General features: G+C 44.2%; 15 protein-coding genes. 5 read left to right on the top strand and 10 right to left on the bottom strand.

The window, feature by feature from the left end; genetic code table 11:
• Positions 1-38 precede the first annotated feature (38 nt).
• Positions 39-464: an OsmC family protein gene (locus tag ACKI5J_RS18585; protein WP_407431216.1), complete on the top strand. Its 426-nt coding sequence runs from the start codon at positions 39-41 to the stop codon at positions 462-464.
• On the opposite strand, the gene ACKI5J_RS18580 is transcribed toward ACKI5J_RS18585, so the two are convergent.
• The 6 genes from ACKI5J_RS18580 to ACKI5J_RS18555 are packed head-to-tail and all read right to left on the bottom strand — an operon-like array spanning position 457 to position 5,062.
• Complete coding sequence (locus ACKI5J_RS18580) at positions 457-1,491, bottom strand: DUF2157 domain-containing protein (protein ID WP_407431214.1); 1,035 nt, start codon at positions 1,489-1,491, stop codon at positions 457-459. The two genes, ACKI5J_RS18585 and ACKI5J_RS18580, sit on opposite strands and share 8 nt — an antisense overlap.
• Before the next feature lie 15 nt (positions 1,492-1,506).
• Positions 1,507-2,442: a bifunctional riboflavin kinase/FAD synthetase gene (locus tag ACKI5J_RS18575; protein WP_407431212.1), complete on the bottom strand. Its 936-nt coding sequence runs from the start codon at positions 2,440-2,442 to the stop codon at positions 1,507-1,509.
• Entirely contained in the window at positions 2,429-3,154 is a 726-nt protein-coding gene (gene truB, locus ACKI5J_RS18570) for a tRNA pseudouridine(55) synthase TruB (protein ID WP_407431210.1), read from the bottom strand. The genes ACKI5J_RS18575 and truB overlap by 14 nt, the downstream gene beginning before the upstream one ends.
• Positions 3,154-3,948: an undecaprenyl-diphosphate phosphatase gene (locus ACKI5J_RS18565; protein WP_407431208.1), complete on the bottom strand. Its 795-nt coding sequence runs from the start codon at positions 3,946-3,948 to the stop codon at positions 3,154-3,156. The genes truB and ACKI5J_RS18565 overlap by 1 nt, the downstream gene beginning before the upstream one ends.
• 5 nt (positions 3,949-3,953) lie before the next feature.
• Positions 3,954-4,184 carry a DUF3098 domain-containing protein gene (locus tag ACKI5J_RS18560; protein ID WP_407431206.1) on the bottom strand — a complete coding sequence of 77 codons (231 nt, stop codon included), beginning with the start codon at positions 4,182-4,184 and terminating at the stop codon, positions 3,954-3,956.
• Positions 4,184-5,062, bottom strand: a complete 879-nt coding sequence (locus ACKI5J_RS18555; RefSeq protein WP_407431204.1) for a cell division protein FtsX — start codon at positions 5,060-5,062, stop codon at positions 4,184-4,186. Before ACKI5J_RS18555 ends, ACKI5J_RS18560 begins: the two co-directional genes overlap by 1 nt.
• Positions 5,063-5,173: 111 nt before the next feature.
• Between ACKI5J_RS18555 and leuS the strand changes: the two genes are divergently transcribed.
• A complete protein-coding gene (gene leuS, locus ACKI5J_RS18550) occupies positions 5,174-7,969 on the top strand; it encodes a leucine--tRNA ligase (RefSeq protein WP_407431202.1) in 2,796 nt (931 codons plus the stop codon).
• A gap of 319 nt (positions 7,970-8,288) precedes the next feature.
• Complete coding sequence (locus ACKI5J_RS18545) at positions 8,289-9,131, top strand: hypothetical protein (protein WP_407431200.1); 843 nt, start codon at positions 8,289-8,291, stop codon at positions 9,129-9,131.
• Here ACKI5J_RS18545 and moeB read toward each other — a convergent pair.
• From moeB to ACKI5J_RS18525, 4 genes are read right to left on the bottom strand one after another with little or no spacing between them, the layout of a single operon-like run.
• Positions 9,088-10,230, bottom strand: coding sequence for a molybdopterin-synthase adenylyltransferase MoeB (gene moeB, locus ACKI5J_RS18540; RefSeq protein ID WP_407431198.1), 1,143 nt, complete (start codon positions 10,228-10,230; stop codon positions 9,088-9,090). The two genes, ACKI5J_RS18545 and moeB, sit on opposite strands and share 44 nt — an antisense overlap.
• Positions 10,231-10,250: 20 nt before the next feature.
• Positions 10,251-10,532: a MoaD/ThiS family protein gene (locus ACKI5J_RS18535; RefSeq protein WP_407431196.1), complete on the bottom strand. Its 282-nt coding sequence runs from the start codon at positions 10,530-10,532 to the stop codon at positions 10,251-10,253.
• Positions 10,533-10,546: 14 nt separating this feature from the next.
• Positions 10,547-10,972, bottom strand: a complete 426-nt coding sequence (locus ACKI5J_RS18530) for a M67 family metallopeptidase (protein ID WP_407431194.1) — start codon at positions 10,970-10,972, stop codon at positions 10,547-10,549.
• On the bottom strand, positions 10,962-12,344 hold the full coding sequence (locus ACKI5J_RS18525) for an NAD-dependent epimerase/dehydratase family protein (protein ID WP_407431192.1): 1,383 nt from the start codon (positions 12,342-12,344) through the stop codon (positions 10,962-10,964). Before ACKI5J_RS18525 ends, ACKI5J_RS18530 begins: the two co-directional genes overlap by 11 nt.
• 235 nt (positions 12,345-12,579) lie before the next feature.
• Here ACKI5J_RS18525 and ACKI5J_RS18520 point away from each other — a divergent pair, with 235 nt between their 5' ends.
• Both ACKI5J_RS18520 and ACKI5J_RS18515 read left to right on the top strand, forming a co-directional pair.
• Entirely contained in the window at positions 12,580-13,890 is a 1,311-nt protein-coding gene (locus ACKI5J_RS18520; protein WP_407431190.1) for a hemolysin family protein, read from the top strand.
• A 9-nt stretch (positions 13,891-13,899) separates the two neighbouring features.
• A complete protein-coding gene (locus ACKI5J_RS18515; RefSeq protein ID WP_407431188.1) occupies positions 13,900-14,883 on the top strand; it encodes an aldo/keto reductase in 984 nt (327 codons plus the stop codon).
• Positions 14,884-14,997: the final 114 nt, after the last annotated feature.

The following is a 14,997-nucleotide window of genomic DNA, read 5'->3' as shown; positions in this document are numbered from 1 at the left end:
GCCAACCTCCTTGCTATTTAAAAAATAAATTAAATCTGATGAAAATTGAGTTAAACCGGTTAAATGACGCTGTACATTTTGAAGCAGCAGCTCCATCTTCCACTGTGAAAGTTCATATTGACGGCTCACCGGAGATTGGTGGTGAAGGTTTGGGAGTAAGACCAATGGAGTTGGTCTTGATGGCTCTCGGGTCATGCAGTGCTTTTGATCTTATATCTATCTTAAAAAAGCAGCGCCAGGAAATACAAGACTTTTCTGTATCCGTAGAGGCTGATAGGGCAGATGCAATTCCTGCTGTGTTTACAAATATCAGAATGAACTTTAAACTAAAAGGAAACATCGATCAGGCTAAAGCAGAAAAAGCTGCAGAACTTGCCGTAAAGAAGTATTGCTCTGTGCATGATATGTTGGCAGCCGGAGGTGTAAAGATCGATTACGCCATAGACATAGAACCGGCTACTTAAGATTCCAAATCTTTTCAGCCTTACGGCCAATCAGCCAGAAAGATACAGCCAATATGCCAAAAAATATTGCTTTGTCGGTTCTGTCCCACATATACTCGAAATAACGTGTATAGATATTTATAAGCAGAAAGGTGATCCCAAACTCACGGGCAATCTCATCTTTCTGCTTCAATCCATACAGCATCACTGCCAGCGAGGCCACAGAAGACACAATTCCCCAGGATACCAGTTCTACCTGATCAGTCTTCAGCCAATCCTCAATAGTTGCAAGATTTCCAAAAATAGAAAGGATCCACAGCGAAATGAAGAAATAGAATAAGCCTACAATGTAGGTGAGCGTATTGAAACCGGGTAGCTTCCTGTAATGTTCAAGAGTCAACCCCGCAGCAGTAAGCAAAGCTCCGAAAACTACAAATCGCAGAGGATAGTTTAGTCCAAAAAAATAATTGCCCCAGTTCGTTTGATAACCTGTCTCCGTGCCGAACCAGCTTCCCAAAGAAATAAGCGCAAACGCCCATATCAGCTTAGACTGGAATTTCAATGCCAGTCCACCGTAAACAAAAACAGAAAGCAGGAAAAGTATAGAATAGTGCCCCGATCCCTTGTCCAAAGCCTTTCCCAAGAAGGCAATGCTGATTGCTGTAAACAATACTCCCGAGAAAAGCGTCGCTTCGTTGCTAAACAACCGTTCAGGAAACTTACGTTTTTGCCGCTGACCGTAATAATACATCCAGGCGGCAATCCCCGCAGCCACAGCGCTGATCAGAATATCAGGAGTATTATACAGGTTCTGTAATAAGTTGATAATAGCGTCATTGATCACCAGTGAAGCCACAGCGATCAGGCCGCATGCGAGGGCGATCCAAAATGAATATTGAGCAAGCCTGCGCCAATCAAACTGCTTTACTGCGTAGGAAGAACGCAACTGCGATGCTTTCGAATTATCGATCAGCCCTTCCTCCTCCCAATATTTGATCGTAGCGTCTAGAAATTCTGCTTCTGGTTTATCGATGTTTAGGTTTTTCATAGGAGATAATCAAAATTAGCCTAGCAAATCTATTACTGCTAATTTATCCTGACTGATCTGATCTGTTAATTTTTGCAGCGAATGAAATTTCATGTCGCCCCGTAAAAAATACAAAAAATGCACTCGTATGTTTTGGCCGTAAATGTCTTTATCAAAGTCAAATATATTGATTTCGATATTCCGGCTCATTCCATTCAGTGTTGGTCTGGTGCCTATATAGCCCATCCCCTTAAGTAATCCTTTGCTTTCCGGATATTCCTCTACCATAACGGCGTAGATCCCATCGGCAGGAATCAGCTTATACGTTTCCTCCAAAAATAGATTTGCCGTAGGAAAGCCTATGGTTCGTCCTATCTGATCACCCCTGATCACAAGACCTGTCAGATGAAACGGATACCCGAGAAAATCCTGTGCAGTGGTTACGTCGCCCCTCGTCAGTGCTTGTCGGACCTTTGTTGAGCTGATAGCTACATCATGAATGTCTTCTTCCGTTATTTCTTCAACGCTAAACCCGAAAACCGCAGCACATTCCTGGAGCTTGGCGAAATTACCCGTCCTATCCTTGCCGAAATGATGATCGTAGCCGATAATTATCTTCTTCGTTCCAATTTTATCAACCAAAATCTGCTTGATGTAATTGTCAGGAGATAAATTAGAAAAGTCCCTTGTAAAGGGGGTGACGATAAGATGGTCTACGCCTAACTGTTCAATCAACTCACGCTTTTCCTGTATGGTAGAAATCAGCTTCAGGCTTTGGTCTTCAGGATGAAGGATCATTCTCGGGTGAGGGAAGAATGTCAGGATCACACTCTCGCCGTTTACGCGTTTAGCTTCTTCTACAAGCCGGCTGATGATTTTGCGATGTCCGAGATGCACTCCATCAAACGTACCTATCGTTACGACTGCAGTTTCAAGCTTTTGAAACTCATCAATATGCTTATAGACTTTCATTTTCCTTCAGACTTTTAATATGTCCGGAAAGCTCCATAACTTCAAACGCCTTTTCTATCCGAAAATCCCCGCTTCTTGTTCTTCTCAATTTCGAAAGGTAAGCACCATTTCCGAGGATTCTACCGAAATCATACACCAGCGACCTGATGTAGGTACCTTTGCTGCATACGACGCGAAAATCTACTTCCGGAAGCTGAATGCGCGTAATCTCAAAGGTTGATATGGTAACCTGTCTCGACTTCATTTCTACTGTTTCGCCTCTTCTTGCTTTTTCATAGACCCTTTCGCCATTTATCTTAAGAGCAGAAAAGGCAGGGGGGAACTGTGTTATTTCGCCTACAAAAGCGTCGCAGGCAGAACGAATGGAAGGTTCAGTCAGGGCGTCTATCGGATAAGTTTCATCCACTTCAGTTTCCATATCATAAGAAGGTGTAGTAGCTCCAAGTATCATGGTGCCTGTATACTCCTTCTCCTGTGCCTGATACTCATCGATTTTTTTAGTCAGCTTACCTGTGCATATGATCAGCAAGCCTGTAGCTAAAGGATCCAGTGTGCCTGCGTGGCCTACCTTCAGCTTCAACGGTTTAAAAGCATTTCTGATTTTGCTTACAACATCAAAACTTGTCCAGCGGTAAGGCTTATTTACTAACAGGAGCTCGCCATCAACAAAGTTGAACGCTGGAAACTCAGTCTTCTTTTCTTCTATATCCATCACATAACCTGCAGGTCAATGCCTGCCAGGAGCAAAATTACAATAATCCCTCCAACAACAATTCGATACCAGCCAAATGCCCTGAATCCATACTTGGTCACGAATCCAATAAAGCTCTTAATAGCGATAATAGCAACAATGAACCCAATGACGTTTCCTATGAGCAATAAGTTGATCTGCTCGCCACTTAGTTCATAGCCACTCTTATAGAAGTCATATAACTTTTTGCTAGTAGCTCCAAACATAGTTGGTACAGCCAAAAAGAACGAGAATTCAGCAGCTGCCTTGCGCGACAGTTTCTGAGACATGCCTCCCACAATGGTAGCTCCTGAACGAGAGACGCCGGGAATCATGGCCAGGCACTGCATTAAGCCTATTTTGAAGGCAGTAGGATAACTGATGTCATCCGTAGAGTCGATAGTTGGCTTATCAAACCATTTATCAGCGAATAGAAGAATTATACCACCCACAACCAGGGAAATGGCAACAGCTAACGGGCTCTCCAATAATTGGTCGATCATGTCGCTCAGCAATAATCCGAAAACTGCAGCTGGAATAAATGCCACGAGTAGCTTAAAGTAAAAGTCAAAGCTTTGAAAGAAACGCTTAAAGTATAATACGACAACAGAAAGTATGGTTCCCAGCTGTATTACAATAGTGAACAGCTTAACAAACTCATCATTTTCGATACCCATCAAAGAGGAGCCAATGATCATATGACCAGTGGAGGACACGGGCAAAAATTCAGTCAGGCCTTCTATGATGGCCAAAATAATAGCTTCGATAAAGTTCATTTTCCCTACTTACGCTTTTTCAAAATGGCGAAAAAGCCAATAGTGAAGCCAATAACTACTACAATAGGAGCTAGTACAATTTTACGGAATTCGTAAATGTCGGTCGTGCCGCTCATGAGAAAAAAACCAATCATGACCACTGCTATGCTAAGCAGTAAAAGACGGTAATTGCTTTTGTCGAAAACAAACTGAGCTTGCTTTTGCTCAGTGGTCTCCGGAAGGGGTTTCTTTGCCATTATTTATAGAGATCGTAAATTTTTAGACGTAAATATTTGCTGACTGCAAACCAAGTGCTCATTGTGGAAATCAAGATGCCGGTTCCAAGAACAATGAGGAACACTACACCGAATTCAAACCAGTTTCTCAGGATCACAAGTTCTGGAATCTGCTGCTGCGCCAGATAAAGCGTCAGCAACAAAAGTATGATAGCTATTAATCCGCCAAGGAAACCATGAAGTATCCCATAACCGATGAAAGGTGCGCGGATAAAACCTTTAGTAGCTCCTACGAGCTGCATGCTTTTGATCAGGAATCGTTGCGAATAAATAGCCAGGCGTATGGTGTTGTTGATCAGCGCAACGGCGATGATCATCAGAATGCCTGCGAATGTCAGTATGACCAAACCTATCACTTTAAGGTTCTGGTTTACCATATCGATCAGTGACTTCTGATAAATGACCTCTTTTACTAAGGGGTTTTTGGTAAGCTGGCCACTCAATTTTTCAATGCTTGCGTTATTTGCATAGTCCGCCTTCATGTAAACATCGATAGATGATAAAAGAGGGTTGTAACCAAGAAACTCAACGAACTCTTCGCCAAGGTCTTTCTGTAAATTTCTCGCAGCCAGTTCCTTACTTACATATTGTGTCTTAAGAATATAAGGGTTAGTATCCAGCTGTTTCTGAAGAGCAAGTACATCAACCTCTTTCGCGCCATCACTAACTATGATATTAAGAACAATGTTTTCCTTCACATAGTTAGACAAGTTGCGGGCATGAACAAGTATAAGTCCCAAAAGGCCTATCATCAACAAAACCAGCGCGATACTGATCACTGTTGAAATGTAAACCGGCTTGGTCTTTTTTGAGTAAGCGCTCCTCTCGAATTCTTCCATAGTGCTTTTTTAAGATATGCGAAAATAGGAAATAGTTTGGAAGTATGGAAGTTGGCTCCCGCCACTCTAAATCAATTTTACTATTTTCGCAATCCAAAGAATTTGAATCACATGGATTACCAGTTTAGAGACATTGAAAACAAGTGGCAGCAGTTCTGGGCCGAAAATCAAACGTACAAAGTAAACAACGCATCAGAAAAGCCGAAGTATTACGTATTGGATATGTTTCCCTATCCATCAGGAGCAGGACTCCACGTGGGACACCCGCTCGGTTACATCGCATCTGATATTTTTGCCAGATTCAAAAGACTGCGCGGTTTCAATGTGCTTCATCCCATGGGATATGACTCATTTGGTCTGCCTGCAGAGCAGTATGCTATCCAGACTGGCCAGCATCCGGCTATAACCACTGTTGACAATATTGCTACTTACCGCCGGCAGCTCGATCAATTGGGTTTTTCCTTCGACTGGAGCCGTGAAGTACGCACGAGCGATCCTGAATATTACAAGTGGACACAGTGGATCTTCATGCAGCTCTTCAACTCCTGGTATGATATGGAAGCTGATAAAGCTCAGCCTATCGACCTGCTTGTCTCTCATTTTCAGACCAACGGCAGCACCGGTATCAGCGCTGTCTCTGACGAAGATACTAAGACCTTCACCGCCGAAGAGTGGAGTGCGATGTCTGAGAAAGAGCAGCAGGAAGAACTGTTGAGATACCGTCTTACCTTCCTGAAAGAAAGTACCGTGAACTGGTGCCCAGCCTTAGGAACGGTACTGGCAAACGACGAAGTCAAAGAAGGTTTCTCTGAGCGTGGCGGGCACCCGGTTGAACAAAAGAAAATGTGGCAGTGGAGTATGCGCATAACCGCCTATGCAGATCGTTTGCTGAAAGGTCTAGATAGCATAGATTGGCCTGAACCTCTGAAAGAAATGCAGCGAAACTGGATTGGAAAGAGTATCGGGGCCTCTGTTAAGTTCCAGGTGGAGAACAGCGACAAGATAATCGAAGTTTTTACTACTCGCGTGGATACCATCTACGGTGTCAGCTTCCTCGTTATCGCTCCCGAACATGAATTCGTTGCCTCCCTCACCACGTCTGAGCAGAAGAACGAGATCGAGGACTATATAAACAAGACAAAAAAGAAGTCAGAACTCGACCGTATGGCCGATACCAAATCTGTATCTGGTGCATTTACAGGCACTTACGCCTTGAATCCACTAAACGGTGAAAAGATCCCGGTTTGGATAGCCGACTACGTACTGGCGGGATACGGAACCGGAGCAGTCATGGCAGTGCCTTCAGGCGATCAGCGTGACTGGCTCTTTGCAAAACGGTTCAACCTTCCTGTTATCCAAATCCTGGATACGCAGAAAGGTATAGAAGAAACTGCCGATGCAACAAAAGACGGAAAGTATGTCAACTCAGGAATCATCAACGGTCTAACCTACGATGAGGCGCTTCCTGTTCTGATTCAAAAACTCGAAGAGCTTGGTGCAGGCAAGGCGAAAGTTCAGTACCGTATGCGTGATGCCATCTTCGGTCGCCAAAGATATTGGGGCGAGCCCGTGCCTGTTTATTTTAGAGACGGCTTGCCTTATCTTATTGATGAAGCTGAACTTCCGCTTGTATTGCCTGAAGTTGACAAATATCTGCCGACAGAAGCCGGAGATCCGCCGCTTGGTCGTGCTCTTAACTGGAAATATAAAGGTGAATATGCTTACGAATTGAGCACAATGCCCGGATGGGCAGGTTCAAGCTGGTATTGGTATCGCTATATGGCTTCACCGGACGAACGCAAAGAAGACGCATTCGCTCCGAAAAAAGCCATCGAATACTGGAAAGATGTGGATCTGTATATCGGGGGCTCTGAGCATGCGACCGGACATTTGCTTTACAGCCGCTTTTGGAATAAGTTCCTTAAAGACCTCGGCTATGTCATCGAAGAAGAGCCTTTCAAAAAGCTTATCAACCAGGGGATGATCCAGGGAAGATCGAATTTCGTGTACCGTATCTCTGATGAAGAGGGGAGGGGAACAAACACGTTTGTGTCTCATGGGCTAAAAGATCAGTATAAAACGATTGCATTACACGTAGATGTAAACATCGTCGAAAACGAAGTCCTCGACCTGGAGAAGTTCAAAACTTTCAGACCTGAATTTGCAAACGCGGAGTTTATTCTCGAAAGCGGAAAATACCTTTGCGGCGTAGAAGTCGAAAAGATGTCCAAGTCCAAGTTCAACGTCGTCAATCCTGATGATATTATAGAGCGCTATGGAGCAGACACGCTACGTTTGTACGAAATGTTCCTGGGGCCATTGGAGCAAAGTAAACCGTGGAATACCAACGGGATTGAAGGGGTATTTAAATTCCTGAGAAAGTTCTGGAAACTCTTCCACGATGATCAGTTCAATTTCCGGGTTACAGATACTGAGCCAACTAAAGCCGAGTTGAAATCGTTACATAAAATTATTCGAAAAGTGGAAGAAGATATTGAGCGATTCTCATTTAATACTTCGGTTTCCAGCTTTATGATCTGTGTGAACGAGCTAACCGACCTTAAATGTAATAAGCGTGTTATCCTGGAAGAACTTGTTGTCGTTCTGGCTCCTTATGCACCTCACATTACAGAAGAGTTATGGCAACTACTTGGACATGCAGAGGGGTCATTGAGCTATGCTCAGTTCCCCAAGTTCGTTCCCGAATATCTGGTCGAAGACGAATTCGCATATCCCATATCCATAAACGGAAAAATGAGAATGAACCTCACTGTTTCATTGGCACTTGAGCCTGCCGATGTGGAAAAGCTAGTTCTTGAAAATGCCGACGTTCAGAAATACCTGGATGGCAAGACACCTAAAAAGGTAATTGTTGTAAAAGGACGTATCGTCAACATCGTCGTGTAAAATACGACAGAAGAATTGATGCAAGAGGAGGTTGTTTCGTGGTAGATGCAACCTCCTCTCGTTTGGAACAAACTTGACTAAGAAAGGCGTATAGAAATCGCCTGTAGCCACACCTCCCGGCCTGCCAGAACCGTGTTAATGCAGGCAATCAACACGCTGATAGATCCTAACAATCCAGGCACAGCTCGTGATCAGCTACTATAAGGCTGATAGTCAAGTAATTTGCAAATAAAGATCGGTCGATATGTTTCTTATATTAGTTGTCTGGCCATTAATGTCAACAAAGCAGGCATTTGGATGTTAACAAATAAAGATCGTCATGAACCGGATTAAATCGCTTGCCATAGCAAATAGTATATGCTTTCTGATCGCCTTTGCCGTCTCCATGCTAAGCCAGGTAAACGTATTCACTAACAAGGATATAGGAGACATCTCTGATAAATACGATACTCTATTTACTCCTGCAGGCGTCACATTTTCCATCTGGGGGGTGATTTACATTGCCCTTTTTGCATTTTCTATCTACCACTTATACAAAGCATTCAGGGAAGATTCCCTCTCAGAAGCGAATAAAGATACAAGCAGGATGGGTGCACTTTTTATCGTAAACAACATAGCAACAGCTGCATGGGTATTCGCCTGGGTAAATGAACAGTTCGTTCTTTCGGTACTCCTTATGCTAACCCAGCTCCTCACACTGATTATTATCAATGTCAGGCTCAAGATCTTTAATCCTCATCGTTCTGTCTATTCCAAGATCTTTACTCATTTCCCACTAGGGATTTACTTCGCCTGGATCTGTATCGCTACCATTGCTAATATAAGCTCTGCTCTGGTAGGTCTTGGATGGGAGGGAGGCGGAGTTTCCGCCAACTACTGGACCATCATTCTGATAGCCGGCGCAACCCTCATTTCAACGGCAATTATTATCCTGAAGAAAAATGTGTTTTTTGGTTTCGTAGTGATATGGGCCTTCTACGGCATCATCCTCAAGCACAATAGCGGCGACCCGATACTACATAAAGATATCATCAGCGCAGCCTGGGGAGGAATCGCTTGGGTAGGTTTGGCAGAATGTATTCAGCTATATATCAATTATACTCAGGCACGCAAAAGACTTAATAGGTCGGCAAATCCAGATCAGCCTCCAGTATTAGATTGATCAAGCCCCCTTTCAAATTGTATAAGTTGTCTAAGCCACGGCTTTCCTCTAGTATCTCGATCGCTCTGACGCTACGTACGCCCGACTTGCAAATAAACACAACCTTTTTCTGACGGTCTATTTTATCACTATTTTCAAGAATTTCAGATAGGGGAATCAGGGTTCCGCCAATATTCACCAGTTCAAATTCAGATGGCTCCCTGACGTCGATGATCTGCATTTCTGTCCCGTTCTCCTGCCAATCCTGAAACTCTTCTGCTGTGACTTCCTTCGTCCCCTCTGCTGCCTTTTTTATCCCGCAGAACTGATCGTAATCGATGAGCTCGCTGAGAGAGGGATTGTCACCGTTAAGTGGATTGGCAGGATCTCGCTTCAGCTTAAACGTCCGCGACTCAAAGCTGAGAGCATCAAACGTATAAAACCTGCCGCTGAGCGGCTCTCCGACGTGAGTAAGTACCTTAATAACTTCGAGTGCCTGCAAACTTCCGATTATTCCCGGCAGAACACCAAGCACGCCTGCTTCCGCACAATTAGGAACAGTGCCTGCTTCTGGGGGATTCGGATAGAGGTCCCGGTAATTCGGCCCCCGTTCACCCCGTTCGTTCACATAATTAAAAACAGATACATGTCCTTCAAACTGATAAATAGAGGCATATACATTTGGTTTGTCAAGCAAGACGCATACGTCATTTACAAGGTACCTTGTCGGAAAGTTATCGGTGCCATCAGCGATTACATCATAATCACTGGCAATGTCCATCGCGTTAGCCGATGTGAACTGTGTCTCGTGAACGACGACTTCGATGTAAGGATTCAGGGATAGCAACCGCTTTTTGGCAGCTTCAACCTTAGCCATACCCAACTCGTCCACCCCAAACAACACCTGCCTATGTAAATTACTGTCTTCCACGACATCACCATCTACTATACCAATATGTCCTACTCCTGCAGCAGCCAGATAAAGTAGTAACGGACTACCAAGTCCGCCTGCTCCGATTACCAACACGCGCGCTTTCTTCAGTTTCTCCTGGGCAGCAATGCCGAAGTCTGGCATGATGATGTGGCGGTTGTAGCGTAAAAGTTCTTCTTTTGAAAACATATATAATCGTGTTTTTCTTCCTATAAAGCGTTTCCACCGGCAATCGCAGGAATGATGCTGATATGGGAGTTGTCGTTCACTACGGTATGATGACTGTCCAGCGTTCGTATGTCATCTTCACCAACAAAAATATTAATAAATGGACGAATAGTACCACTATTGTCCTGAATATGCTTTCTCAAATCCGGGTAGGCCGCATTCAGATTTTGTATGACTTCCTCAACAGTGTTACCGGAGATAGTAATCTTGGAGGCGTTCGACGTGAATTTTCTCAGAGGAGTAGGTATTATTACAGTTGCCATATTGTATTTTGTTATTAGGTCATATTGTTATGCATATAAAGCTCTGTGAAGTTTCTGTAGTCGTTAAGGATCCATAATCGTTCTTCGGTAACAACATGGTCGACAATCGCTACAATGAGATATAAGAAATTAGGTATTGCCGATTCCTGGTCTCTATCTGAGGGTTCTGCAACAGTGTCCGGATGCGAATGAAATACCCCCATTAAATCCAGCCCACTTGCGTCCGCAAACTTTTCAGCTGCCATAAAAGCACTCGTGCCAATCTCAAAAGACCGGAGCTTATCATCCTTAGATACGTTATCTTCCTCCGCAGCGATGGTAATTATTCCGTTATGGCCCCACATGAACCCGCAACATTCAGCGGGATAGACCCTCTCTGCACTTGAAATGATCGTATTTCTGGCTACCTGATGAATGCTCACCTCGTATTTAGAAAACATATAATATATTTTTGATTTGCTCCAACCAGGGAGGGTCGGTCAGTGTTTCCATCATTAAAGATGTAATACCCTTAAAGTCACTAATGCATAAGCCCTGAGCGGCAAGATGCTTCGGCTCCAAACCCCACTTGAGAATCTCAACCGTATCTTTTTTGTCTACCTTGGTGAGTGCACTCCTGGTGATATTGCGCAGGCCGTCAAACAGCCGGTCGCGTAATTTCGAATCGTCTAAGCAGATTTCCATATCCTGCAGTGCAGCCAGGAGCACTTCCGGGTCGGCCGGAGAAATCTGTGAAATAACAATATCTCCGGCAGGACTAACCAGGCGGTGCTTATATTCGTATACATTAATCAACAGGTTCAGGTCGTCCGGGTCAGACCAATTCATTTGTCCCCTGAAAAACTTTTCGCAGTACCCCTTAGGATTGCCCTGAAAGATAACCGGAATTTGAGATCCTCTCTCTTTGATGTAGAATAGGGCTACTTCAAGGCTTTCAACAGGCCATTCCAGATGCCTTACCAACGAAAAGGTACACTGCCCTTCCCGGGAGCTAAGAAGAGAATTCAGCAACAGATCTGCTGCCTCAGAGACGTTTTGCGCGGTTACATACTTCCCCGGACTGTGGATGGCGAGAAAGGGAGCGTCAACGGCATCCCTGAATCCAATATTCATCAGACTGTTTTCCAGAATATGTGTGAATCGCACCATCGAATAGCATACTTTGCTTTGTTTGGCATAGGTATCAAAGATGAACTCACAGATCTTCTTAGTTGCGGCATAAACCTCTTCAGTGTAATAGCGGCTCGCTTTTCCTGTGGAAGAGAACGTGCACTTTTTGACGAAAGGATATCGTTCACATGTTTTTACAATGTTCCATGTCCCCATGATGTTTGAAATAACGGTCTCCCGGATATGCGTTTCCGCAAGTCCCGGATCTCGCTGCGCCGCTGTATGAAAAATGAATTCCGGTCTATACTTTTCGAAAATAGCATGCAGATCGCGGCCTTCAGAAATATTGCCCTGAACATAGATGACGTTAGCCGGCAGCTTTACATCTTCTGCAAGTGGCTTCATATCCATCACAACTATCTGTCTGATTCCCGGAAAAGACAACTTCCTTACCAGGCATTGACCCACACAGCCAAAACCCGTAACCAAACATACACTATCTTTCAGCATCATCTCCAGCTCGGCATGCTGAACTGACAGTGTCCGCTTGGTGGTTGGGGTAAATGGGTTTTCATCCAGTCTGCCATCCTGATCATATATAGCGATCAGCTGTCGGGTCAGGCCTGTTAGTTCCTCATAAATTTCCGGATTACGAACATCCGGCGACAATTCCCAGATCTTTGCATGTATAGATTCTACCATAGGTTGTCGTCTAATTATCTACTGGTAAATTTAATTATCTCAATCTCAGTTACATTGAACAATAATTGCACGGAATTTTTCGTATCCGTATTACCGGCTTGTGCTGGCTGGGTAAAAATGGGTAGACAGTGTAACTATTCTGTGCAGTAGAAGCTTTCTGCTTATATGGATGAAAAAAAAAAGATGAACACTTAGTTTATGTAGCTTTGCAGTACTTAAATTTCGAAAACGAATAATGGAAATATTGATAATTGGTATTCTGATTTTGCTGAACGGGGTATTCTCAATGAGCGAGATAGCACTGATATCATCGAGTAAATTCAAGCTGGCCAGGACAGCAAAAAAGGGACATAGCGGAGCCAGAAAAGCTCTTGCATTAGCCGAAAGCCCTAATACATTCTTGTCTACCGTTCAAATCGGGATCACGCTTATCGGAATCCTGACCGGTATCTATAGTGGGGATAAGATAACTGACGACCTCGACCGGTTTGTGAGTCAGGTTGGTTTTCTGGCACCCTATTCCAACACGATTTCCGTTGGCCTGGTGGTCGTTATACTGACTTACTTCTCGATTGTATTTGGTGAGCTCCTGCCCAAAAGGATTGGCCTCGCCTTTCCTGAACAAGTAGCTTCCCTCGTTGCCACACCCATGCAGTTGGTTTCACAGATAACGAAGCCCTTTATTTGGTTGCTGGCAAAGTCGAATGATGCCTGCCTTAAAATTCTGGGTATCACTGAAAAAAGAGAAGGACCTGCTTCTGAGGAAGAGATTGCGTCGATCATACACGAAAGTACCTTGTATGGTGAGATAGAGCAGATAGAACAGGACATAGTAAAAAGAGTTTTTGCTCTCGGGAACCGTAAGGTTTCTGAGCTGATGACCCACAAAAGCGACCTTGTATGGTTAGATGTGAATGAAGATCTCGAAACCATACGCAGTAAAATGCAGCTAGAAGTACACTCTGCTTACCCAGTGGCAAATAAAGATCTCGACAAGATCGTGGGTGTGCTATATGTCAAGGAGCTTTTTCCAAGAGACCTTGACGGCAAACATTTTAACTTGAAAAGTTACCTGCGAAAACCTCTGTTTGTACACGAAAAACTTCCTGCTTATCAGATACTCGAGCAGTTTAAGAGCTCAAGGGTACATCATGCCATCGTAGTGGACGAATACGGATCAGTAGAAGGAATGGTGACTATGGATGATATCGTTGATGAACTTGTAGGAGATGAGGCAGAACCTCACGATGACGAGTTAAAGATCATCGCAAGGGATGAAAATTCCTGGTTGGTCGATGGTCAGTATCCCTATTATGAGCTCCTTGAATTTTTGAACATCGAGGACGATACTGAAGTAAACTTTACAACAGTTGGTGGGTTAATCTTACATCAACTCCGCTCCATACCTGTTGAGGGAGAAAAAACGGAGTGGCTTGATTTTGAACTGGAGGTTATGGATATGGACGGCCAGCGTATCGACAAGGTCATGGTGACCCGTAAATTTTCATCTCAATCATCTTCTCAGATAAATCCTGGTAAAAACTAGACAACAGCAATGAAATACAGAAAATTTAAAAACGAGCAGATATCTGAAATAGGTCTGGGGACCTGGCAGTTGGGGGGCTCAGACTGGGGCCCGGTGAACGAGGATCATGCACTTGACGTACTGGCGGCATTTGCAGAAGCTGGCGGTAACTTCATAGACACAGCTGATGTTTATGGCATGGGAGTCAGCGAAAAAGTGATTGGCAAGTTCCTTAAATCTTCTGATAAAAAATTTCTGGTAGCTTCAAAACTCGGTAGGCGACATGACGGTGATAATGCCTGGCCGCAAAACTTTACTTATGAAAAGATGCGTAGCCACGTGGAAAGCTCCCTGGAGCACTTGCAGCTCGATTCGCTCTTTCTTGAACAGTTGCATTGTATCCCTACCAATGAGCTACAGGCGGGGAAGGTGTTTGATCATCTTCGCAGAATTCAGCAAGATGGTTTAATCCGCTATTGGGGTGTAAGTGTCGAAACTGCCGAAGAGGCCAGGATCTGCCTTCAGCAAAATGGAATCGTGTCATTGCAAGTGATCTTCAACATCTTCAGACAACACTACTCGGAGGAATTTTTTGCAGAAGCGCGGGAAAAGGAAGTAGCAATCATTGCGCGTGTTCCTCTGGCTAGCGGACTCCTGAGTGGAAAATACAAAAAAGACACTCACTTCCTTCCCGGCGATCATCGGAATTATAATGCAAACGGTGAGTCGTTCAACGCAGGAGAGACATTTTCGGGTATTGAGTTCAATAAGGGAGTAGATCTGGCATCAAAAATTGCAGGTATGCTTCCCGATGAGCGTACGGCTCAGTGGGCCATACGCTGGATTCTTGACCATCCCGAAATAACAACTGTCATCCCCGGAGCCTCCTCGCCCGAGCAGGTTCAGGCCAATATAATGGCATCGGACATGGAGAGCCTGCCCGAGGCTGTTCATCAACAACTAAAACAAGTGTACGAATCCGACATTCGTCCAATCATACGCGGGCATTTTTAATCTATCACCCAGTCGCTGCATACATGACAGTACATGATGCGGCGACGCATTTCTTTATTATTTTTACCTGATGTAACCCATCGGATAATTGCTTTTTGCAACCTGTCCGGTGTA

The organism is Arcticibacter sp., assembly GCF_045629565.1.
Taxonomy (GTDB): domain Bacteria; phylum Bacteroidota; class Bacteroidia; order Sphingobacteriales; family Sphingobacteriaceae; genus Arcticibacter.
Note: the sequence above shows the minus strand (reverse complement) of the source record. Positions and strands in the feature narration are given on the sequence as shown.